Source organism: Methylocaldum marinum (assembly GCF_003584645.1).
GTDB classification, from domain to species: Bacteria; Pseudomonadota; Gammaproteobacteria; order Methylococcales; family Methylococcaceae; genus Methylocaldum; species Methylocaldum marinum.
In genome coordinates, this window is record NZ_AP017928.1 from 4873082 (window position 1) to 4897741 (window position 24660).

Annotated in this window: 13 protein-coding genes; 10 read left to right on the top strand and 3 right to left on the bottom strand. The window is 60.8% G+C overall.

What is annotated here, in order from left to right; all coding sequences use genetic code 11:
- Positions 1-67: 67 nt before the first annotated feature.
- The 3 genes from sS8_RS21775 to sS8_RS21785 all read right to left on the bottom strand — a co-directional run bounded on the left by sS8_RS21775 (position 68) and on the right by sS8_RS21785 (position 3428).
- On the bottom strand, positions 68-1735 hold the full coding sequence (locus sS8_RS21775) for a sialidase family protein (RefSeq protein ID WP_119631601.1): 1668 nt from the start codon (positions 1733-1735) through the stop codon (positions 68-70).
- Positions 1732-2535 carry a VPLPA-CTERM sorting domain-containing protein gene (locus sS8_RS21780; RefSeq protein WP_232020388.1) on the bottom strand — a complete coding sequence of 268 codons (804 nt, stop codon included), beginning with the start codon at positions 2533-2535 and terminating at the stop codon, positions 1732-1734. Before sS8_RS21780 ends, sS8_RS21775 begins: the two co-directional genes overlap by 4 nt.
- An 86-nt stretch (positions 2536-2621) precedes the next feature.
- Entirely contained in the window at positions 2622-3428 is an 807-nt protein-coding gene (locus sS8_RS21785; RefSeq protein WP_145986646.1) for a hypothetical protein, read from the bottom strand.
- 912 nt (positions 3429-4340) lie between these two features.
- Here sS8_RS21785 and sS8_RS21790 point away from each other — a divergent pair.
- The 10 genes from sS8_RS21790 (at position 4341) to sS8_RS21835 (ending at position 24633) form a co-directional block, all read left to right on the top strand.
- Positions 4341-5915, top strand: a complete 1575-nt coding sequence (locus sS8_RS21790; RefSeq protein WP_119632949.1) for a long-chain-fatty-acid--CoA ligase — start codon at positions 4341-4343, stop codon at positions 5913-5915.
- Between the two features lie 32 nt (positions 5916-5947).
- Complete coding sequence (locus tag sS8_RS21795) at positions 5948-6850, top strand: TauD/TfdA dioxygenase family protein (RefSeq protein ID WP_119631603.1); 903 nt, start codon at positions 5948-5950, stop codon at positions 6848-6850.
- Positions 6847-7386, top strand: coding sequence for an FcoT family thioesterase (locus sS8_RS21800; RefSeq protein WP_232020389.1), 540 nt, complete (start codon positions 6847-6849; stop codon positions 7384-7386). Before sS8_RS21795 ends, sS8_RS21800 begins: the two co-directional genes overlap by 4 nt.
- A gap of 45 nt (positions 7387-7431) precedes the next feature.
- Complete coding sequence (locus sS8_RS21805) at positions 7432-12543, top strand: non-ribosomal peptide synthetase (RefSeq protein ID WP_119631604.1); 5112 nt, start codon at positions 7432-7434, stop codon at positions 12541-12543.
- A 30-nt stretch (positions 12544-12573) separates the two neighbouring features.
- Positions 12574-17589 carry a non-ribosomal peptide synthetase gene (locus sS8_RS21810; protein WP_119631605.1) on the top strand — a complete coding sequence of 1672 codons (5016 nt, stop codon included), beginning with the start codon at positions 12574-12576 and terminating at the stop codon, positions 17587-17589.
- 2 nt (positions 17590-17591) lie between these two features.
- Positions 17592-18602, top strand: a complete 1011-nt coding sequence (locus tag sS8_RS21815; protein ID WP_119631606.1) for an ABC transporter permease — start codon at positions 17592-17594, stop codon at positions 18600-18602.
- A 46-nt stretch (positions 18603-18648) separates the two neighbouring features.
- Positions 18649-19485 carry a DJ-1/PfpI family protein gene (locus sS8_RS21820; protein ID WP_119631607.1) on the top strand — a complete coding sequence of 279 codons (837 nt, stop codon included), beginning with the start codon at positions 18649-18651 and terminating at the stop codon, positions 19483-19485.
- 50 nt (positions 19486-19535) lie between these two features.
- Positions 19536-22262, top strand: coding sequence for an efflux RND transporter permease subunit (locus tag sS8_RS21825; protein WP_119631608.1), 2727 nt, complete (start codon positions 19536-19538; stop codon positions 22260-22262).
- A complete protein-coding gene (locus sS8_RS21830; protein ID WP_119631609.1) occupies positions 22259-23155 on the top strand; it encodes an outer membrane lipoprotein-sorting protein in 897 nt (298 codons plus the stop codon). Before sS8_RS21825 ends, sS8_RS21830 begins: the two co-directional genes overlap by 4 nt.
- A gap of 122 nt (positions 23156-23277) precedes the next feature.
- A complete protein-coding gene (locus sS8_RS21835) occupies positions 23278-24633 on the top strand; it encodes a DUF1302 family protein (RefSeq protein ID WP_145986647.1) in 1356 nt (451 codons plus the stop codon).
- Positions 24634-24660: the final 27 nt, after the last annotated feature.

Consider the following 24660-nt stretch of genomic DNA (forward strand, 5'->3'; position numbering starts at 1 on the left):
TCGAACCATGAGCGGAAGCCGGCTTTTCGGAGTTTCCGTAAACGGATTCGGGTTTGGCATCGGAGCCTCACTCGGTCGCGCATCGGGGGCGGGTGCACGACAAGGTCAGCTTGCGGGCATCCAGCATATCGATCGTGCCGTTCCCGTCGATATCGCGGGGATCGTCGGGGCCGGACGCGGGCTGATTCCGGGCGGAGAGGAGCAGGTCGATATCGCGGCGGTCGACATCGCCGTCGCCGTCCAGATCGCCGGCCAGCCGGTTCGTTTCACAGGCGTCGGGAATGTGATTGGCATTGGCGTCGCTCGCCTTGCCGCTTTCGATATCCCGCACGTCGGACGTCCCGTTTCCGTTGCAGTCCGGAAATACGTTAAGGTAGTAGACGTCCTGTTCGCCGTTGAAAGTGGCCGCGTAAGCGATATGCGCGCCGTGGCGGTCCGATCTCAGATGGGTGTAGTCGCCGATCTTGGATGAACGCGCCGGCAGGCCGACATGGGTGTCGAACGGCGGGCTGACCGGCCGGTTCTTGCTCCAGGTGACGCCGCCGTCCCAGGAATAGGCGTAATACAGCCGGGAGACCTTGTAGTTGCCGCTGTCGCGGGTGTCGTACCAAGCGGCGTCGATACGCGAATTGTCGGCAACGCCCATCATCGCGAACCACTGCCAGTGGTCGGCTGAAGGCTTGTCGTCGTTGACCCTGACCGGTTCCGACCAGGTCTTGCCGCCGTCGCCGCTGCGGATGAAGTGGATGTCCAGATTGTCCTCGCCCGGTGGGTCCAGATTGGCCAGGACATAAACATTGCCGCGCATCGGACCCTTGGATCGATCGACGGCAACCTGAGCATCGCCGTTGGTGCCGAATTTGTTGGGGTTTCGGCCGCCGTGAAACGTGGCCGCCGCGCCGCCCATGTTCAAGGCTTGCACCGAAAAGCTCGGGGTCGCCGAGGCATCCCGGGCATTTTCCGATTTAAAGAAGAAATAAGGATGGAAGGTACTTCGGCTTGGTACCTCGTCCACGTACTCGTCCAGTTCGTTGCGGCCGACCACGAACAATTCGCCGTTGGGTCCGACTGCCAGGGTGCCGAATCCGAACTCGACGGGTATCTTCAACGGTGCATCGAAAGTGGCGCCGGCATTGGTCGAGCGGATGAAGTTGTTGCCCTTCGGATCGTCCCGCCACGTGCTGTAGATATGGCCGTCGCTGGCGCCGCCGGTCCTGTCGACGATCATCCAGTTCTTGTCGCCGTCGAACATATGCACCGGTGCCTGCCAGGACTTGCCGCCGTCTTCCGACTTGAAGACCGAGGTTCCCTTAACGCTGCCGTGGGCCAGCGATTGGTAGTAAAAATTCCCTGCCGAATCGACATCCAACACCGGATCGGTCCGCAGCTGGCCTTCCAGCGACGGCAAGGTGCCGGGAAAATGCCAGTTCGCGCCGCCGTCGTTGGTGTAGGCCCAGCCACCCTGCACGTCCGGCGAGGTGACGGTATTGAACTGGCGCCAGCCGATAACGATATTGGCCGGATTCACCGGATTGATCGCGATGGTGGTTTCGTTGGCCGCATCGCCGGGGATGTTGCGTCCGGCCGCGTCCACATTGACCTGGATGCTGGTGTAGGGACCCTCGGAATATTGAACGGCCGCGGCGTCGGCGCAGCCGAGCGCCAACAGCCACCCGGCGTACAGGGTGGCATGCCGTTCAGGCAATGAATTGCGCGAATCGGCCGCCCGTGTCATGCGCGGTTCTCCCTGCTCCGGCCGAATATTCCCAGACCGGCAAATCCGGAAAGCAATAGCCAAACCGCGGCCGGAACCGGCACCACGCTGGTTTGAAAACCGAAACTGCCGACTATCGCGTGGGTCGTGCCGTTCAAATGATCGAAACCGGGACCCAATCCGAGATCGCCGAACAAGCTCAGCGTACCCGCGTCGAGCAGCATCTCCACATTGAACAGATTGAACGACTCCGACCGGTAGGAATAATGGTTATAGAGCGTCCAACCCGAGCGGCCGGTGTCGGTGTCGATATTGGCCGCGTTGAACTCCAGCGTATATTCGCCCGATACGATCCGGTTGTGCTCCTGGCCGGTATCCACCCGGAAGCGGCTGACGCCGGAAAGGCCGATCGCGCCGTTGACGCTGCCGCCGAAATCGTCGGGATCGAAGTTCATGGTGGTCGGCTTGGTTCTCCGGCCGAAGGGGACATTGACGGTGGGGCCATTGACGGTGAACTCGAGGCCGGTGGCCGGAATTTCGACGACGCCCGGCACCAGGTGGTCTTCCAGAAGCTGTGAGGCGGTGCGAACCGCGGAAGCCTCGGCGTCGAAAAACTCTTCCAGATACATGGACGGCGCATCGGTCGCGTCCAGCGCGATGGCGGCAGCCAGCGCGTCCCGGTCCAGATTCAGGGTCAATTTGCCGCCGGAGACCGTGGCGGCAGCCGCCGTCTCCGGAAGGAATGCGGATGCCGCGGCCAGACATGCCAAATAGGCGCAGAGGAGTTTGCCAAATCGCGAGCGTGGGGGACGTGTAGTCATGTCGATAAAAGTCCGTAACAGGTCGAAAAGGGGGAAGCGGGTTCCCGGGCGGCTCGGCCACCCGGGAACCCGCCGCCATTCGGCGATCAAGCGGATAGAGCCGCCTGCTGCGCCTTGCGGCGGGCGCCTGCCAGCAGGCCGAACAAGCCGCTGCCGAACAGCCAGACCGCTGCCGGTACCGGTACCGGGGCCGGCGAAACGAAAGTGAAGGTGCCGGCTCGTCCGGCGGAGGTCGATCCGTCGCCGCCGTAGAAGAACGCGCTCGAATTCGTCGACCACCAAAGCTCGCCGGTAAACAGCAACTCATCGCCATTGGTGGTCACGCTGATGTTGCGGGTATCGAAAGTAGAACTTCTAAAGCTGTTGTTATTCCACAAGGTCCAGCCGCTGTTGACGCCGTCGTTTCGATTCGCGTTGTATTCGAAGCTGTAATCCCCGGACGTCAAGGTGCCGTTGAAATCGCCCCGGGTCATGACGATCCCGTTCAGTCCGACCTGGCCGGTGGCGACAAAGGTGGACGAATCGACCAACGCGTCCTGACTGGCGTCCCAGGTCAAGGTGGTCGGCTTGTTGGCGCGGCCGCCGCTGCCCGTTGGGATGCCGGTGCCGGTCAGGTCGGCGGGATTGACGGCGTATTCGAGCGTTGGGGGCGCCGGATAGGTGTTGGTGGGAATTGCGATGACCTCGGCCATGGTCGGGTAAGTATCGGCTACCGCCTTGGGAAGGAAGTTCGCGACATAGAACTCACCAAATGCTCCCGGACCCAGGGTCAAGCCTTCCAGCAGGTTTTCCGGATGATCATAGGTGACGCTGAAGGTGCCCCCGTGCAAGACTCCTGCGCTGGCTACATTGGCTAGGGTGAGGGCCGCCGCCGCCAAGACGGTTTGCCGCATCCGCATTCTATTTAGCGCGTTTATTAGCATGACTCTTTAGTTCCTGTGTTTGAAAGATTTCCAAGACGCCCGCCGTACGGCGGGCATGGTTAAAGCGTCTCATCCTTATAAAGACTGATAGTGTCCCGAGCCGACGGCCCGGCTAGTGCCGGACCGCCGGTCGCCGCCGATAAGGTCCCGGCCGCAAGAATTAGATAAGGAGCGGCAAGGTGCGCCATTACCGGACAGCGGCAAGTGCCAATGCAGGTAACATGCCATGAAAAATGGATATTTCGACCTTATCGGGCCGGGATTCAGTTGGGCATTTCGGTTTCGAAGCGCTTGGAAAATTGGCTAAAGCCGGGCGGAAGTCGACACGCAAATGCGCGCCGATACATAAGCGGCTTAACGGATACGGACGATTAGTATCGATCTTTTGTTACGAAAGCGTCGTAAATGGAAATGTCCGGGAACCGGGTTCGGCCGCGATCGAAGCTTCGACCGCGTTTTAAAGGGGGCGGGTTAAATACCGCAGTGCAACGCCATTCCTCCCACCATAATAGCTTGTCTTTATTGATATAAATCAATCCGCTCGCGAAATCCCGCAATCGGCCTCGGCATTTCGCTTAGTTTTTGGAGGTAATCGAGGACTTTGCCGGAAAGTTTCAAAAAAGAATCACCCTGAGTTCCATTTTATAGGAGAAACTCCCTCGTATTTGTAATCCTAGGATTACAAGTTGCGTTTTCGGGTTTTGTGATTCAGAAAATCGCAAAAGCGCTCCAGCCCTTGCCGTATCGGCATTGCGACTCATTCTTCCCTCGCCGGGTCTGCATAATCGATTGTCGCCTGGCATATCGATTGCACGCCGGATGCTGTTTCAAAGTAGTGACAATTCCGAAATCCGCGGGCCGATAAAACAACTCTTGATATCCATGGATTCGAGCGATTTTCAGACCCTTGCCGATATGTGCATCCGACAAGCCGAGGTTTTGCCGGATGCTTGCGCCTTTATTTTCGACGACGGCCGAAAAACGTTTCGGCAACTCGATTTAGCCAGTAATCAAGTCGGCCGTGGATTGATCGAGGCAGGTATCAAGGCCGGCTCGAGGGTTGCGATAATCGGTCAGGATACCGTGGCCCACTATGAGGTTTTGTTCGGCTGCGCCAAGGTCAAGGCGGTATTGGTAAACCTGAATTGGCGGCTCTCTTCGCGAGAGATACTTTATATATTGAACGACAGCGAAGCCGAAGTGCTGTTCGTGGCGCAGGCCTTTTTCCCGCTGATCGAATCCCTGGTTTCGCAATTGGCGAGCGTCCGGATGATTGTCGCGCTAAAAGGTGCGCATCCGAATTGGCCGGATTACGCGGAGTGGAAAACCGCGCAGCCGGATATCCTGCCCGTTTTTGATTATTCTGCCGACGATGCCGCCGTGCAAATCTACACCAGCGGCACCACGGGCCAGCCGAAAGGCGTGCAACTCGCGAACTACGGTTTTTTTCGGCTGATGCAGGGCATGCGGGCGGGCGGCGATCCGTGGATGTCGCTGAATGCTGCCGATACCGTGTTGCTGTCCCTGCCGCAATTTCACATCGGCGGGCTCTGGTGGGCCGTGCAGGCTTATGCCGCGGGCGCCGCCGGCGTCATCGTCGATACCTTCGTCGGATGGCGGGTCTTGCAGCTCATCGAGCAGCACCGGATTACCAAGGTGGCGATGGTTCCGTCGATGATCCAGCTGGTGCTGGAGGAGCCTTCCTGCGCCGAGACCGATTTATCGTCGGTAAAGGCGCTGCTTTACGGCGGCTCACCGATCTCCGCGCCGCTGATGCGCAGGGCCATGGAAACCTTCGCTTGCGACTTCTTCCAGATCTACGGCATGACCGAGACCGGCAATATGGCGGTCTGTCTACGCCCTGCCGATCATTGCCCGGAGGGCAGTCCGAGAATGAAATCCGCCGGCAGACCCCTGCCCGGCGTCGAAGTCAAGATCGTCGACGGGCACGGCCGACTCTTGCCGGCAATGCGCAGCGGCGAGATTTGCATCAAATCGCCGGCCAATATGCTCGGATATTGGAAAAACGAATCCGCCACCGCGCAAACGCTGAACAGCGGTTGGGTGCGTACCGGCGATGTGGGCTACATGGATGAGGATGGCTACATCTATGTCTGCGACAGAATCAAGGACATGATCATCTACGCGGGAGAGAACCTGTTTCCCGCCGAGATCGAAGCCGTACTGAGCGAGCATGAGGCGGTTGCCGAAGTCGCCGTCATTGGAATCCCCGACCCGAAATGGGGGGAAATCGTAAAAGCCTTCGTCGTACCCCGGCAGCCCGGCGCGCTCGAGCAACGCGAGTTGATCGATTTCGCCAGAAGCCGAATGGCGGATTTTAAGGTGCCCAAGTCCATAACGTTTGTCGATGCCTTGCCGCGAAATCCGAGCGGCAAAGTTCTTAAACGCCTGTTGAGAGCGCCGTTCTGGCAAGACCAAGACAGACAAGTCAGTTAACTCACGATCTGAAAGCAGAGGAATAATCAATAATGAACCAACCAGCTTTGAAGTCGAAATTGTCGATCACCGAGGCGGCGCCGGGGGAAATCGGTGCCGAGGTGTTCGGAATGGACGTAACGGCACTGACCCACGGCTCGCCGGAGTGGGACATGCTCAGGCAACTGATCTATCGGAATAAACTGGTCGTCATCCGCGAGCAATTCGGGCTGACCGAACAGGAGTATGTCGACTTCACCCGGAAGCTCGGCCGGCCGCAGGTGTATTTTCAATTCCATTATCATCACCCCGATTTTCCCGAAATCTTCGTGTCCAACAATGTCAACGAAGACGGCAAGAAACTGGGTGTGGCGGGAACCGGCCGCTACTGGCATACGGATTGCGCCTTCGAGAAAAAGCCGCTGTCTTTCACGTCGATATACCCGCTGATTTTCCCGCAGTCCGCCCGCGAAACCTCGTACATCGACATGCATCGCGTCTACCTGGAATTGCCGGACGATTTGCGGCGCTACGTGGACGGTGCGATGGCCGTGCACGAAGGCCAGATGCGCTACAAGGTACAGGCCTCGGACATCGACCGTTCGCTGCGGGAACTGCTGGACCGCGTCAATGAAGAAGTGCCGCCGGTGACCCACCCGGCGGTGATCGAACATCCGGTGACGGGCGAAAAAATCCTCTATATCAGCAGCGGTTTCACGACCAAGCTGGTGGGGCTGTCCTATGAAGAGAATCAGCGGGTGATGCAGGCTTTGTTCGATTTCGTCGAACGGCCGGAGCACATACACACGCATTATTGGGAAGAAGGCGATCTGATTGTCTGGGACAACCGTCCCTTGATCCATAAAGCCTCCGCGGTCAAGCCCGGCGAAGCCAGCAGAAGCTATCGCATCGGCATATACGACGATTTGCCGTTTTATATGGGGTTGGAAAAATGAGTACGGCAGAAATTTCCAGGCCGCTGGAAAAAATCAGGATTTCGGATATCGATGATGGTTTTTTGCGGCGTGTCTTAAAACCTTATCGAAGCCACACCTGCTATTTGAAGCGGTCCAGTTTTCATCAGCAAGATAACCTCGACGTGCGAGGCCTGGTCATGAACGGCGAATTCGCGATAGCAGAATCCTGCTATATCGATGATACCGGCCATTTCAACGCCGTTGAATACAATATCTGCTACAACCAGATTGCGTATGTTCATTTGGGCCATTGCATCGAAAACGGGTTTATTCCGGAGCTGTCGGATTACGATACCGAAGCGTTTTTCGAGAAACAGCTTTCGAATTTTCTGATCGCAAAACTGGAGTCGAGTTTCCAAACCCAACTGAATGCCAAGCATTTTTACGGTACTTTCGGAATCAGCTCCATCAAGAAAACTTCGAGATGCACGTTCATCAAGACATATTGCCATTTTTACGATGACGGAAACGGGAGATCCAAGGGCGAAGTGACGCTCGCGGTACTGGCGCCGTAACGAAGCGCCCGAGTTTTCAGCGACTGAGAAAAACAATAAGAAGTTATGTCTTCCAGCTCGATTGTTGCCACGTTGCAGCTTGCCCATCCGGCCGACAGAAAGCCGATATTGGGCGCCTATGTCAGGGAGTTATTGGCCAATTTTCTCGGAATGGATAAGCCGGAAGACATAACGCCCAATCAAAGCTTTATCGAATTGGGTACCGATTCCGTACAAGCCGTGGAATTCAAGTCCAGGCTGGAATCGAAGCTGGCGTGCTCGCTGCGTACCACTTTGCTGTTTGACCACCCCAGGCTGGATTTGCTGGTCGATTATTTGGTCGACGACATACTGCCGTTGAGTCCGCCGCCCCCCGGCAATGCGGACGCCGGTTCATCCTCTCCCGCCGCCGTCGGTACCGATCCGTCTTCCGACGCGCGAACGCAAGCGATCGCCATCATCGGGCTGGCGGGCCTGTTTCCGGGGGCCGATAACGCGGAATCGTTATGGAACAGAGCCATGGCGGGCGAATGTCTGTGGCTGGATCCGCCCTCGTCGGCGCCGGCCTACGAATACGGCCGCATCCGGTACTGCGATCCGGCCGAGGAGAACGCAACAGCCGATTCCGGTGATCGCCAAATGCGGCTCCTGGAGCGGCTCATTCGGCAGGTGCAGGACGATTACCACATTACCCGGAACATGCTTTCGGCGAATACGACCGGCGTTTTCATCGCTGCTCAAGCGGCGGCGGGTAGTTTCGCATGCGGCGGCCAGCCCTATACGATCCCGATCGCCAACCGGATTTCGTTTCAATGGGACCTGAAAGGCCCAAGCGAGGTCGTCAATACCTTTTGCACCAGCGTCTACGTCGCGCTGCATCGGGCGCTGCAAAGCATCCGCGCCGGCGAATGCGAGCAGGCCATCGTGGGCGCCGTCAATCTGATAGACGCCGAAGAATTCGAGAGCGCGGCATTGCACGGCCTCTACGACCCGTTGCTCAGCCCGCGCAACCGGACCAGCAGTTTCGGCGAGGAAGCCGATGGTTTCGTCAGAAGCGAAGGCGCCGGGATTGCCGTCATCAGGCCGTTGCGGGATGCCGTGGCCGACGGCAATCGGGTGCTGGCGATCATCCGAAGCAGCGCGGTACATCACGGCGGTCGCGGTTATTCGCTGGAAGCCCCCAACGTGCAGGGGCTCAAGCAGGCGATAGCGGCCAGCATCGCGCAGGCGGGCATCAGCACGGATGCGATCGATTATGTGGAAGCCCACGGCATCGGCAACACACTGGCCGATGCCCTGGAGCTGAACGCGATCAACGATGCTTACCGGCAGTTCAGCGCGAACCCCGATAAGACCTGGTACGTCGGCAGCGTCAAGCCCAGCATCGGCCATCCCGAAGTCGCGGCCGGCATGGCCTCGCTGATCAAGGCGGTCAAGGCCCTGGAACATCGCGCGATACCGGGCATTGCCGGACTCGGCGAGATCAATCGCGAACTGGCGAGCGATCATGCCCTGATCCTGCGGGATCGCTCCGCACCCTGGCCAAATACCGCCGGCCCGCGCCGGGTCGCGCTCAACAGCTACGCGATAGGCGGCGTCAACGCGCACATCGTGCTGGAAGAGTATTGCGGACAGGCGGCAGCCGATGGGGCCGCGGCCATCGTCCGGCCCGCGCACGCTATGTCGAGCGCCGGCACTACGATGCCGGCGGCCGGTTTGAACGGGGATCTTCGGGCGGCGCTCGCGAACCTGGTCGCCGAAGTATTCGGCATGGAACTGTCGGACATCGATCCATCGCGCTCGCCCGTGCATTACGGTTTCGATTCGATCCAGGTGGTGCAATTCATCAAGCGGTTGAACGAACGGCTGGGTTTGAATCTCAGGGTTGCCCAGGCGATGGGCGCCAAGAACTTCGGCGAATTTTTCGACATGCTGGCCCGGCAGGCGCAGGGCAGGGACAGCGTGGCGTCCGATGCGCCGCGAACGGCGGCGAGCGTGCCGACGGCGCCGCAAGCTTTGTCGGAAATCCAGAAAGGCTTGTGGTACATCCAGGAAACTTTTCCCGAGTCCACCGGTTTCAACGTCCCGCTCATGTTCCGGCTCAGTGCCCCGGCCGACCCGGACTGCCTGCGCCAGGCGCTGCTCGCGGTACTGGAGGAGCATCCCATGCTGCGGTGCCGCTTCAAGAAGGACTTATCCGGAGAAGACATCGTTCAGACGGTTGCTGCGGCCGGCGATAGCCTTGCGATGGAGCACATGACGCTTCCCGCGGACCAGGCGATCGTACCGTTCTTGTGGCGACTGCTGCGGCACCCGTTTGATCTGGAAACCGGTCCGGCGGTTCGGCTGTATTCCTTGGAGCGCCCCCACGAGCAAGTTCACTATGTCTTCTTCGTCGTGCACCACATCGTCATCGACGGCTTTTCGGGAATCCTGTTCGCTAACGCGTTCTGGGACCGATATCGGGTTTTGTCGGCCGGCGGCAAACCGGCCGTTCGAGCGCCCGATACGGCCTTTTTCGACTTCCTTGCCTGGGAGCGGGCCTACCTCGACAGTGGGCGCGCCGAAGCCGATCTGGCGTGGTGGAAATCCCGTCTGGCCGGCCTGCCGGCAAGCATCGCCCTGCCATACGATACCCTGCCTCAACCGGGCTTGCCCGACCGCGGCATAGGCTGCGAATGCCTGACGTTGAACGGCGGAGCCCTGGCCGCGCTGAAATATCTCGGTTCGTCGCTGAATCAGAACCTGTCGGCCTTGTTGCTGGGCGTATTCACGCTTCTCCTGCATCGGCTGAGCGGGGACGAAGACATCGCGGTCACCATGCCGGTAGCCGGGAGGCCGATGCAGCGGCATGAGAACAGCATCGGCTGCTACATCAACCTGATGATCGTCCGAACCCGCCTCGGCATGGACGACACGTTTCTGCAACTGGTAAAACGGATCGGCGCAAATCTCGCCGAAGGACTGGACCACGCCGATTACCCGTTTGCCAGGTTGATGCCCGAACTGGGACTGCCGCTGCTCAACCCGAATGAAGTGCCGTTTCCGGTGTCGTTCACCTACCAGAACATCTTCGACGGCCTGCCGGGAAATGCGGAACGGCCGGGTGGCGCCGAGCTGTGCTACGACGTCTATCAGGAAACGATGGACAACTACACGCTGGAAGTCTACGACTTTCGCGATAGCCTGAGCCTGCACCTCAAATACAAGCGCAATTTGTTCGAGACCGCCACGGTCCGCCGCCATCTCGGCTATCTCGAAACGCTGTTGGCGGCTATCGCGGAAGATCCCGGCAAACGCATCGGCGACTACGACTGTTTGCCGGAGCATGAAGCGCGCCTGCTGCTGGACGGTTTCAACGCTACCGCCGCAGAGTTCCCGGGGCAGCTCTGCGTTCACGAACTGTTCGAAGCGCGCGCGGCGGAGGTTCCGGGCAACACGGCCTTGATCTTCGCCGGCCGGCCCATGTCCTACGGCGAATTGGCGGACCGCAGCCGGCGGCTGGCGCTCCATCTGCAGGCCCTGGGGATGGGACCCGATCAGCGGGTCGCGGTGTGCATGGATCGTTCGGCCGACATGATCGTCGCGGTTCTGGGCGTGCTGCGCGCCGGCGCCGCTTACCTGCCGATTGATCCGAACAACGGCGAGGATCGCATCCGCTACATGCTGAGCGACGGCGGTGTCGGCCTCATGCTGACCCAATCCCATCTGCAGCCGCGTCTGGCGGAAACGGCGTCGGCTTGCGGCTGCCGGACCCTGGCGGTGGACGATCCCGCCCGGGCCGACGGCGGGGCCGGCGCCGAGCTGCGCCGCGAGGTCGGTCCGCAGCACACGGCTTATGTCATCTACACGTCCGGCAGTACCGGGCGGCCGAAAGGCGTGGTGATCGCTCACCGGTCGCTGGTGAATCTTTGCCGCGCGATGACAACGACATACGGCATTACCGACGCCGATAGAATCTTGCAGTTCGCTTCGCTGAGCTTCGACATGTCGGTGGAGGAAATCTTTCCCTATTTGGCGGCCGGTGCCGGCATCGTGATCCGCGAAGACGCCGATATCGAAGCGGAGAAGTTTTATCGGGTCGTCGTCGCCAACGGAGTCTCGATACTCAATCTCCCGCCGCAGTTCTACGGCGTGATCGAAGCGCTGGAACCGGAGCAGCAACAGCGGATTTTCGGTCAGCTGCGGCTGATCGCATTCGGCGGCGAAGCCTTGCCGGATACGACGCTGCGCGCCGTGCAGGAACGCGGTGTCAGAATATTCAACGCGTACGGTCCGACCGAATACACCGTCAATGCCGCCATTGCCGAACTCGGGGCCGGCCGCCGTCCGAGCATCGGCAAGCCGATCGCCAACACCCGCCTGTACGTGCTGGGCAAACACCTCGAGCTGCTGCCGGTCGGTGTGGCCGGCGAACTTCATATCGCCGGCGAGGGGCTGGCGCTGGGCTATCTCAACAACCCGGCCTTGACCGCGGAAAAGTTCATCGACAATCCGTACGCCCCCGGAAAGCTGTACAAGACCGGCGATATCGCGCGCTGGCTGGATGACGGCACGATCCAATACCTCGGGAGAAGCGACGATCAGCTCAAGATCCGCGGGTTCCGGGTCGAGCCCGGCGAAATCGAACGGGTGCTGGCGGAACAGCCCGGGATCCGGAACGCGGCGGTCGTCGCGCACCGGCAGCAGTTGGTGGCCTACTACGTCGCCGAGGAACCAGTCGAGCCGGCGGTCCTGGCCGCGGCACTGCGCAAGCGATTGCCGGATTACATGATGCCGTCGGCCTTCACGCGCATCGACGACATTCCGGTGACCGCGAACGGGAAAATCGACCGGAAAAGCCTGCAGGCGCAAGCCCTCGCCGTCACCGGCCAGGCGGTCTATACCGAGCCCCGGAACGAGCTGGAGAGCCGCCTGGCGTCGATCTGGCAGGAGGTGCTGGGCGTCGACCGGATCGGCATAGACGACAACTTCTTCGCACTGGGCGGCCATTCGTTGCTGGCCGTGCAGATCATTCTGAGAGCGAATAAACAACTAGGCGTCAGCCTGAGCCTGCGCGCCTTGTTCGACGCCGCCGACATCAGGCATCTGGCGGAAGCCGTGTCCGGCTCCGCGGAGGCCTCCGCCGAGGACACCCTGGCCGATTTTCAGGAAGACCGGGATCAGTTGATCCTCTGAAACGGCGCGCGCATTCAAGACACTCGAACCATGAAGAACCTGCTCGCTCGATTGATCAAACAGGGCACTCGCCTGAGCGCCACCGCGGACGGCGATTTGAAAATCCAGACCGGCAACCGCGCGCTGTCGGACCAGGATAAAGAGGCGCTGAAAGAGCACAAAGCCGCGATCGTGGCGTTTCTGGACGGCGGCAAACTCGCGTGCCTGTCCTATCCCCAGGAACGCTTATGGTTCCTGGAACAGATGGGCTACGGATTTCAGTACAACCTGCCGGGCATCGGCCATATCGACGGCGCCCTGGACGTTCCGGCCCTGCAGCGCGCCATCGAGTTCGTCGTGGCCCGCCACGAAAGCCTACGGACGCTGTTCGTCACGCTGGAGGGCATCGCCGCCCAGCATATCCTTCCCCGCATGGCCATGCCGTTCGAGCAGCTGGACTTGAGCCGGCTGGACGACCGTGAGCGAGGCGAAGCCCGGAGGCGGCATGTCCAGGCGTTCATCGAGCAGCCGTTCGACCTGGAACGAGGCCCGCTGATCAGGGCGCTTCTGATCGGACTGTCCGACAGCCGCCATGTCCTGGCTTTCTGTATGCACCACATCATTTCCGACGGCTGGTCGATGCGGGTGCTGCTGCGCGATCTCTCGGCCGCCTACGACGCCTACCGGCTCGGACGGAAGCCGGACATGCCGCCGCTGAAGCTGCAATATTCGGGCTACGCGCTATGGCAGCGGGAAACCCTGACCGACGCCAAGCTCGCCGGGGAACTTGAATACTGGAAAGCCCGGTTGACCGGATACAGCAATCTGGACATGCCCCTGGACTACACTCGTCCGGCGCGTCTGAGCGGTGCCGGCGCCATCACCGACTTCGTCGTGAGCCAGGATCTGGCGCAGCGCATCAAGCAAATCTGTCGAGCCCGGAATACCACGCCGTTTACCTTGTTTATGGCGGCGGTGTATGTCCTGCTCAGAAAATACAGCGGGCAGACCGACATCTGCATGGGCATGCCGGTCGCCAACCGCAATCACCCCGACCTGGAGAACATCGTCGGCTTTTTCGTCAATACCCTGGTGATGCGGTTGAATCCGGCGGACGGACCGGACCCGAGCCTGGACGCATTGCTGGAGAGCGTCCACCGAACGATCGTCGACGGGCAGGACCATCAAAATCTGCCGATCGAGAAAGTCCTGGAGTTTTTGCAGCCGGAGCGGGACCTGGGGCGGAGTCCGATCTTCCAGGTGCTCATCAATTACACGCCGCTGGGGGCCGGCAAATTCGAGTTCGGCAATTGCACGATCGAGCCCGCCTTCGAGTTCGAGAGCCGCAGCGCCAAATTCGAGCTGACTTTCACCTACAACGAATTCGAAGACGGCCGTGCCGGCGTTGCCGTCGAATATGCATCGGATTTGTTTCATTCCGGCACGATCGCCGCGATGTGCGCGAGGCTGGAACGCATCATCGACGCTTTCGCGGCCAGCCCCGAAGCGCCGCTGTCCGCCCTCGAACTGGTCACCGCCGACGAACGCCGGCAAGTCCTCGAGACCTGGAACCGTACCGAAGCCGCCTACCCGGACGATGCCTGCCTGCACGAGCTGTTCGGAAGACGGGCGCGGGCAACCGGCAAGCACATCGCCGTCGCGTACGGCGACGAGCGGCTCAGTTACGCCGAACTGGACCGGAAAAGCGATCGGCTCGCCGCATACCTGCAGAAGCGCGGGGTAACCGCCGACAGTCCGGTCGGCCTGTGCGTGCCCCGTTCCCCGGAACTGATCGTGGCGATCCTCGGAATACTGAAAGCCGGCGGCGCCTATCTGCCGCTGGATCCGGAGTACCCGGCGCAGCGTCTCGAAGCCATGTTGGCGGATAGCAGCGTACCGCTGGTGCTGACCATGGGGGAGGCGGCTCGGTCATTGACCCGGCTTGCCCGCCCCGGCGGCTGCGAACTGCTCGAGCTCGATACCCTGGCAGCCGAACTCGCCGCCATCCGCGAACAGCCGCGACCCGTGGCCGACCCGCAGCGGCTGGCCTATATGATTTATACCTCCGGTTCCACCGGGCAACCCAAGGGCGTGATGGTCGAGCACCGCAGCGTGGTCAATCACAACCGGGCGGTGATGGCGGCCTATCACCTGGTTGCCGGCGACAAGGTGCTGCAATTTTCGAGCGTTTCTTTCGACATCTTCGTCGAGGAAGTCTTTCCGACTTTGCTGGTCGGGGCGACGCTGGTGATGATGGACGGCCGGAAATTCACCGATCCCGACTATCTGTGCGAAATCTTGCGCCGGCACGAGGTCACCGTGATCAACCTGCCGACCGCCTACTGGCAAACGCTGGCGGAGCGGCGCCTGTCCGGTAGCGGTCTGAGGCTGGCCGTGGTCGGCGGCGAAAAGCTGGACAGCGGCGCAGTCCGAAAATGGCGCCAGGCCAACCCGGCCGTCCGCTTGATCAATACGTACGGTCCGACCGAAACCACCGTCATCTCCACCCTGTTCGAAATCGGCGATGCGACCGATTTGAGCCGGCCCATCCCGATCGGTGCGCCGATCGCCAACACCCGCGTCTATATTCTCGACCGCGATCTCAAGCCGGTGCCGGTCGGCATGCCGGGAGAACTGTATATCGCCGGCACCGGCCTGGCGCGCGGCTACTGGGGCAACCCCGATCTGACTCGGGAAAGATTCCTGGAGAACCCGTTCGAACCGGGCCGGCGCATGTACCGAACCGGCGATCTGGCGCGCTGGCTGCCGGACGGCACCATCGCCTATCTGGGCAGAGTCGATCATCAGGTCAAAATCCGCGGATTCCGGGTCGAACTGGGCGAGATCGAGAGTGCGCTGAGCGCGCTGCCGGAAGTGACGAGCGCGGCGGCGGTCGTGGTGACGCCCCGCTCCGGCGGCAGCCGGCTGGTGGCCTATTACACGAGCGAGGAGACCGCCGTCGACGGTGAGCTCCTGCGCGAGCAACTGCGCAAGCGCCTGCCCGATTACATGCTGCCGGCCGGGATCTTCCGCCTGGAGGCCATGCCGCTGACGCCCGGCGGCAAGATCGACCGCAAGCGGCTGGAGCAAAAACCGGTGGAACTCGATGCCGGCAATCACTATGCCGCACCGCAAACCCCGGTCGAACAGCAGCTGGCCCGCATCTGGGAGGAGGTGCTCGGCCGCGAGCGCGTCGGCCTCAACGACAATTTTTTCGAAATCGGCGGCCATTCGCTGCTGTCGGTGCAGTTGGCGAACAAAGTCAATCAGCTCCTGCCGTCCGCGTCGATCAGCGTGGTGGATATCATCCGGTATCCGACCGTGCGGGAACTCGCCGGACGCATCGACAGCGGCGGCGGCAAGCCGGCCGGATCGCCCTATGTCGCCGGCCTGCGCGACAGCGTGCCCGCTTTCATCATTCCGGGCATGCCGGGATTGGCCGACGGCTACCACCAGTTGGCGACCGTCATCGGCGAGTGCGGTCCGGTGTACGGCCTGCAGATGAAAGGCTACGGCGGCAGCGAACCGGCCCGGTCGGTGGAGGACATGGCGGCTCACAATATCGCGCTGATTCGAGACATCAAGCCGGGCGGGTCGATCAGGCTCTACGCCCACAGCTACGGCGGAACCGTGGTCTACGAAATGCTCAGGCAACTGCGGGATACCGAGATCCGGGTCGACGACGTGGTGCTGATAGACTGCGGCATCATCCGCCGCCTGGGGCAAATCGACGTTCCTTCGGTCACCGTCTTTTGCAAGGCGATCTTCGAGAATGCGGGCATCGATCCCGCCGCCCACGAGAAGTCCATCGTAGCCATCTTGGCGAACACGCCGTATCCGGCCTGGAAGACCCAACTGGCGGAACTGCTGCACAAGGTCATGGGGATCGCGCCGGACTATTTTCTGGATTTATGGAACGTGGTCGAGACCTCCCTGTCGGTCGATTACCGCTATCCGCACGGCAGGCTGCCGTACCGGCCGACGCTGGTCATCGCCGAGGAGAGCCAAAGCTGGCTCAAGCCGAACTGCTGGGACGATTACTACGACAGCGTACGGGTCGTCCACGCCCGCGGCGCGCACATGTCGGTCATCACCGAACCCTATTGCTCGGAGTGGGTGAATCGGCTGAGGTCAGGGCCGGGCGGCGAGGGCGCCGCAACGCGGCAATCCGGTGTCTCTCCGGGGCAGACTTTGTTCAGTATCCGGGATCTGGAAAAGAAGTACCGAAAAGTCACCGCGGTCGACGGCATCAGCTTCGATATCAGGGCGGGGGCGTGTTTCGGCCTGCTGGGACCGAACGGGGCCGGCAAAACCACGACCGTGGAAATGCTGGAAGGCATCATTCGGCCGACTTCGGGCAGCATCCATTTTTGCGGCCGACCGCTGGATGCCGAATATCGGAAACGCATCGGCATTCAGTTCCAGCAGACCGCTTTGCAGAACCACCTGACCGTCCGGGAAACCCTGCAATTGTTCCGCAGCCTGTATCGGACCGGCCCGGCACCGGATGCGCTGATTGCCGCCTGCTCGCTGCAAGAATTCGCGGACCGGGACAGCGGAAAGCTTTCCGGGGGCCAGCGGCAGCGATTGCTGCTGGCCATCGCCCTGGTCAACGATCCCGACGTCGTGTTCCTGGACGAGCCGACCACCGGCCTGGACCCCCAGGCTCGCCGCCATTTCTGGGAATTGATCGGCGAAATCAAGAAACGTGGCAAGACCATCGTGCTGACCACCCACTACATGGAAGAGGCTGAACAGCTCTGCGACGAAATCGCGATCATGGATCATGGCCGCATCCTGGTGCAGGACGCGCCGGCGGCCTTGATGCGCCGGCATTTCGACGGCATCGCGATCCGTCTGCCGGCGGGCAGCGGCCTGGCCGAAAGGAGCGAATTTCCTTACCCGGTCACTAAGGTCGGCGACACGCTGGAGTTCGTTACGCCGGACGTCGAACAAGCGATCGGGCATCTGCTGCAGCACCAGGTGCCGTTCGAAGGACTGCAGGTCGCCGCTCCCAACCTCGAAGACCTATACCTGAAACTCACCGGCCATTCGCTGCGAGCCTAACCATGCGTCACTTCTTCGCGATACTGAGAGCGCGCAATCTCGAACTGATCCGCGACCATGCCACCTGGATCTGGAACATCGTATTTCCGATGTTGCTGGTGCTGGCCATCGCAACCCTGTTCAACGACGAGGACAGCGCCATTTTCCAGGTCGGGGTGGTCGACGACAGCCCCGGGCAACTGGCGGACCTCAAGCAGATCGAGCATATCCAGTTCGTCGAATACAGGGATCTGGACATCGCGCTGCAGAAGCTTCGTCACCATCAGCTGGATATGGTTCTGCAAGGCGGCACCGCGCCGGGCTACTGGCTGAACGACACCTCGCCCAAAGGCTACCTGCTCGAAAAGGTCGTGGCGGGCGTCCGGCAGGGCGCGAATGCGCTGACCCGGAATGCCGTCAGCGGCCGGGAGATCCGCTACCTGGACTGGGTGCTTCCCGGCGTCATCGGCATCAACCTCATGCACAGCGGCTTGTTCGGAGTCGGCTACGTCATCGTCCGCTACCGCAAGAACGGCGTGCTCAAGCGTTTGCAAGCCACGCCGCTCGGCGCTTTCGAATTCCTGAGCGCCCAGGTGGTCTCGCGTCTCGGCATGCTGCTGATCGTGACGGTCGCGCAATTCGCCGCGATGAACCTGATTTTCGATTTTTTCACGGAGGGCTCTTGCTGGCTTCTGCTGTTGATCGCAGCCCTGGGGGCCATGGCGATGATCAGCCTGGGCCTGTTGATGGCGAGTCGTACCAGCAGCGAAGAATTGGCCGGCGGACTGCTGAACCTCTTGACCTGGCCCATGGTATTCCTGTCCGGCGTCTGGTTTTCCCTGGAAGGCGCGCCGGCAGTGGTGCAGAAACTGGCCCTGATCTTTCCGCTGACCCACACCATAACCGCGGCCCGCAACGTCATGCTGGACGGCGCCGGTCTCGCTCAGATCGCGCCGGAAATCGCGGCCTTGTGCACGATGACGCTGGCGTTTTTGCTGATCGCCTCGTTCCGCTTCAAATGGGGAGAAGACTGATGGAAGCAGGTTTCGCCCCGCCTATTACTATCATGAGGAGATTCTGATGGATCGACGAAGTTTCACCAAGCTGGCGTGCCTGGGCGGCTGCCTGGCGTCGTTCAAGGCCGTCGCCGAGTCGCCGGCCCTCCGGGAGGCCCGAAGAAAGCAAAGCCTGGAAGTGTCGCGCAAGGCGCACGAAGCCATCATGTCCTCGGAAGGCCTGAAGATGACCGGCAGCGAACGGATCGCGATGCTGATGTATCCGGGGTTTACCGCGCTGGATCTGGTCGGGCCGCAGTACATGCTGGCATCGATGATGGGCGCCGGGATTTACCTGATTTCTTCGACCAACGACCTCAACCCCGTAAAGAGCGATACCGGTCTCGCCGTCGTGCCGACCCACACCTGGGACGACTGCCCGGAGTCCCTGGACATGCTGTTCGTGCCGGGCAGCGCGCTTGGCGTGCTGGAAGCGATGCGGGATGCCAAATTCATCGGATTCATCAAGGCCAAGGCCGCCGTTTCGAAGTACGTGACCAGCGTCTGCACCGGCAGCCTGCTGCTCGGCAAGGCCGGGCTGCTGAAAGGCAAGAAGGCCACCTCGCACTGGGTCACCCTGGACTTGCTGCCGAAATTCGGCGCGACGCCGGTCAAGGAGCGGGTGGTCTGGGACGGTAATGTGATTACCGGCGGCGGCGTCACCGCCGGCATCGATTTCGGCCTGCAGATCATCGCCGCGCTGCGGGGCAGGGTCTACGCCGAAACCATCCAGCTTCAGGCGGAATACGATCCCCATCCGCCGTATGACTCGGGTTCGCCCGAAAAGGCCGACGTTCTGGTCAGAGACAGTCTCAGAGGCATGTTCGAACCCCTGCACGTCGATCTCGAACTGGAAATCTAACCACACCCGATACACTCGGTCCGGCCGTCGGCCGAGCCCGGAGCGCATGCATGGAAAACTTCTTGTTGAAAGTGGGCCGGTTCTTTTTCGACCTGCCCGACCGTATTCTCCGCTTCAAATGGCCGATCCTGATCGCGCTGATCGGCGCGTCGGCGGTGATGGTGCTGGGCGCGCTCACCCGCCTGCACGTCAATACCTCGGCGAACAGCTTTCTCGCACCCGATGATCCGGCCATGGTGGCCTTGGACAACTTCCGGGCCCAGTTCGGCGGCGACGATACCGTGGTTCTGGTCTACCGGGCCAGGAACGGCGACGTGTTCTCCGGGGAGGCGTTAACGGCGGTCCAGGCGCTGACCGAAGATTTGCTGAACTGGCAGGATCTCGAACCGGGCGGCTACACCGATGCCAACGGGCGCCCCGTCGACCTAACGGAGCTGAAGCACATTCGAGATGTCCGTTCGCTGAGCAACATCCGCGTTCAATCCGCGCAAGGCGATACCCTGCGTTCGGAGCGGCTGCTGCCCAGGCACATACCCGAGACGCCGGCCGCTCTGTCCGAAATCAAGGCCAAGGCCATGGCCAAGGACTACTATCGCCTGGCCTATTTTTCCAACGATGGCCAGTATGGCGCCGTCGTGATCAAGACCGATTTCGGCGTCATTCCGGAAGACGGCTATGTTCCTGCAGTCGACGGCTCGGAGGTGTCGCTGGATGACAGCCTGGCCTTGCCGGGCGCGGCGGACCCGGGCTATGACGCCGATGCGGACTTGGGCAAGGTGGTCTACAAGAAAACCACCAACGGCGAATATGCCCGTTTCGTGAAAAGCCTGAAAAGTGTCTACGCCAAGTATGACGGCACTTTGGACTTCTACCCCGTCGGCTATCCGCCGCTGATGGAATTCGTCCAGAAAGTGCTGAATCAGGCCGTCGGATTGAATATCGGCATGGTGTTGATCAACGTCGTGCTGTTGTGGTTGCTGTTCCGCTCCTTCAGCGCCGTGCTCTGGCCGATGGTGACCATTATCCTCAGCATCGTCTGGGTGTGCGGCGCCGCCGCCTGGTCGGGAACCCAGGTCTCGACCATGATCACCTTGGCCCTGATGCTGGTGTTCGTGTGCGGAATCGCCGATTGCGTGCACGTGATGAACGCCTACCTGCTGCATCGCCGCGCCGGCCTCGCTCACCGGTCCGCGCTGTCCACGGCTTACGGCGAAACCGGGCTGCCGATGTTCGTCACCAGCGTGACCAATATGGTCGGCACCTGCGCGCTGGTGCTTTCGGATCTATTGCCGATCCGGGTATTCGCGGTCTTGTCGACCCTGGGCGTGGGCATGGCCTATCTGTTCACGCTGGTCCTGCTGCCCATCCTGCTGGACATCTGGCATCCCGTCAAAGCCCATGCGCCAACCCGTAGCGGCCGGCTGGACCGGCTGGCCGCCGGCTGGCGCGGCCTGTCCGTCGCCGTCAAACTGCCCCTGGCCATCGGCTATTGCGGATTGCTGATCGTTCTGGGCGGACCTGAGCTGGGCGGCTTCATCGCGACGATTTCGCTGATGACCTATTTCACGGTGGCCGCCCAGACCCGGCTGTTCGAAGGGCTTCCCGGCCTGGCCGCCCGCCATTCGTTCAAGATTCTCGTGATTTTCGCCGTGGTGTTCGCCGCCTGCCTGTACGGCAAGAGCCAGGTGCGGGTCGATTCCAGCCTGGTCGAACTGACCCGCGAGGGAAGCGACATCCGGGTCGCTTACGAAACCGCCGACCGGCACATGGCCGGTACCCAGACCATGGAGATCATGATCGATACCGGTGCCAGCGAGGGCATTCTGAATCCGGCCCTGCTGGCCCGAATGGATACCTTGCAGCGCAGGGTTCTGGCCCGGTATCCGGAGGAAATCAGCCGGACCTTCTCGCTGGCCGACATCGTCAAGGAGACTAACCAGCTAATGCACGGCGACGATCCGGCCTATTTCAGCATTCCGGACTCGCAAATACTGATTTCGCAGCTGCTGTATCTCTACAACAGCGCGAATCCCAGCGATCGGCGCAGCCTGGTATCCGACGATTACAGCCAATCGCACATCGCGCTCAATGTCTACAGTGCCGGCTCCTACCAATACAAGCGGTTTTTCGCCGAACTGGGCGCTGAAATCGACCGGACCTTCGCCGACCTGAAAGCGGAACTTCCGGATCTGAAAGTGACCCTGACCGGCTCGGTGCCGTTGATGATGCGTACCCAGGACATCATCGCCACCTCGCAGTACGGCAGTTTCATGCTGGCCCTGGCGGTGATCAGCGCGATCATGGTGCTGACCCTGGGGTCGTTACAGGCGGGGCTGCTGGCGATCATCCCGAATCTGATCCCGTCGCTGTTCACCTACGGTCTGCTGGGCCTCCTGGGCATACCGCTCGACACCGACACCTTGCTGCTGGCGCCGGTGATCATCGGGCTTTCGGTGGACGACACGACGCATTTCATCACTCATTACCGCATGGCACTGGTCAAGACCCGCGATATGACCGAAGCCCTGAGAGGCACCATCGTCGAAGTCGGGCCGGCGGTGGTGTCCACCGGGATGGTGTTGGGTCTCGGGTTCGGCATTCTGAGTTTTTCCGACTACCTGGGCACGGCGAAAATGGGCTTTTTCGGCGCCCTGTCGATATTCGTCGGCGTGTTGTGCGAACTCTTCCTGCTGCCCGCCTTGTTGCTGATTTTCAAGCCTAAATTCGGCTTGAAGGACCTTGCCGCCACTTTCGACTTGCAGAGGCAATCCGTATGACAGACAAGACCTGCCGTTTCCTTCTGAAAACCTTCTTATCGCTTGCATTGCTGACCGCCGCTTCCTCGGGCGAAGCCGCGACCGGCCGCGAAATACTGGAGAAGATGGAGGAATACCAACGCAGCATCACCGATTCGGCCTTCGTGAAATCCCGATTGTCGAGCTGTAAGTACGGCCTCAAGGACAAGAAGATCACCTGCGCGGAAAGCCCGCGGGTGAAGATCCTGGAAGCGGTCGGCATCAACGACGGCGCGGAACGCAAGGACACCAAGTCGGTTACGCTGGTGCTGGCACCGCCGGCCGAAAAGGGCATAGGCATGCTCAATTTCACCTACGACGAGGCCGGCCGGGACAACGAAACCTGGCTGTATCTATCGGCCCTGGGGGCGGTCAAGCGGATTGCCAACGGCAACCCGGACGAAGACTCCGAATCGGCCTCGATCTTCGGCTCGGAGTTCACGGTCGAGGACCTGGATACCGGCAAGCTGGACGAATATGAGATCAATATCCTGGAGGAAACCACCGAGGGCGGACGCGAGGTCTGGAAGATCGAGACCGTTCCCAACCCCGACAGGGCGAAGAAAACCCGGTACGGGCGCCGGGTCCTGTACGTGGACAAGGAACGTTACGTGCCGCTGCGGGTGGAGCTGTACGACAAGCAGGGCAAGGAAATCAAACGCCTGCTTTCCTCGAATATCGAGCAGATAAACGATGTCTGGATCGCCAAGTCGCAAACCATGATGAATCTGGTCGACGACCGGCTGTCCAACCTCGCCAGATTGAAAATCAACATCGGCGTGTCCATCCCGGACGGATTTCTGAGCCAGCGCACGCTGACCGATGCCGCCTTCCGAGAGGCCAAACTGGGAGTCCTCCGAACCCAAGTCGAATGACCCGGAGCCGGAAGAATCGCGGCAGCCTCGCGGTCGGCCTTGGCATCCTGCTTGCCGCAATGTCGAATACATCGCGCGTTTTTTCGACGGAGACCGATGACGAATTTACCATTGAGCTTCCCATGGACGACCCGCAATCCGCCGGAGCGGAGGATGGCGGCGGTATCGACGAGGTGCAATTGCCCGGCTCATTCGCCGCCGAATCGGCCCGCGGCCTGTTTCGCGATTTCACTTTCAAGCTGAGCCATCAGTTTTATGCCCAGGTCAATCCGCATACGGTCTTTCCGAACAACGCCCAGCCGGTCAGAAAGCCGGAAGACATCGAGAACAACCGGTTCAGCTTGCTGATCCGGTATCAAAATCCGTTCGCGCGGGGCTGGGTCATCCAGGGCAACGCCCAGGCCAAAGCCTATTTGCCCGGCGATTACGAACACGGCACTCGCAACAAGACCCTGCACATGGAATACCGGCTCGGCGATACCGAGTACCGGATCAACGAATTGTTCGTTCAGAGAAGTTTCGCCAGCCACAGTTTCAAGCTGGGCCGGCAGACCGTCGTTTGGGGCGAAACGCTGGGCAACTCGGTCCTGGACATCATCAATACCAGCGACTTCCGCGATTCGAGCATCATCGAGATCGAAGACGCCCGGCTCAACCAGTGGATGCTGTCCTGGGACTACTATTGGAACGACAAGCGGTTGTCGACGTTCTTCAATTTTTATCCGGAATTCAATCCGCCGGCTCGGCGAGGCAGCCCCTTCCATGTGCCGGGGACTCCTGCGCTGCCCGATCCGGAGCGCGATGAGCCCTTGTTCGAAGTCGGCAGCCAGTTGCAATGGACCGTGGAAGGAAGCGATTTCGCGCTGATGGCCGCCTATTTGTACGAAAACCAGTTGCGCTACGAGTTATCGCGGACATCGCCGGGGAAGATCCTGGCCAAGAAAAACGATTATTGGCTGCTGGGGGCGAGCGCCAACCGCGCCTTCGGCAGGCTGATGCTGAGACTGGATCTGGCCTACAGCCACGGCGTGCTGGCCGATACCCTTTTGGCCCCGCAAGCGCCGTTCTTCGTGTCTCTGCCTTCCAGCTTGCCTAAGAATCAGCTGGGCACTTCGTTCGGATTCGAATATGCGATCGATAACGATCAGCGCATCAGCGTTTCCATCCTGGCCCGATATTTCCTGAACAAGCAGAGCGGGCTGTCTCCCGGCGAGAGACTCGCAACCGACGACATTTTCGGCACCTGGCTGATCCGCTACAGCTACAGTTTAATGAACGGGGACCTCCTGCTTTGGTCCACGATGAACGGAACGCTGAACGGCGATCGGGCACTGATCAGCGGCGCCGCCACTTATACGCTCGACGATCACTGGTCGGTGATGGCGCAAGCCATTGGGACCTGGTCGTCCCCGAGCAGCGCCACCGCCTTATTGGACAGGGACATACGCCTGGGGTTTAACGTCAGCTACTCGTTCTGATCTCTGCGCGGAACCGTAGCCGGCGGA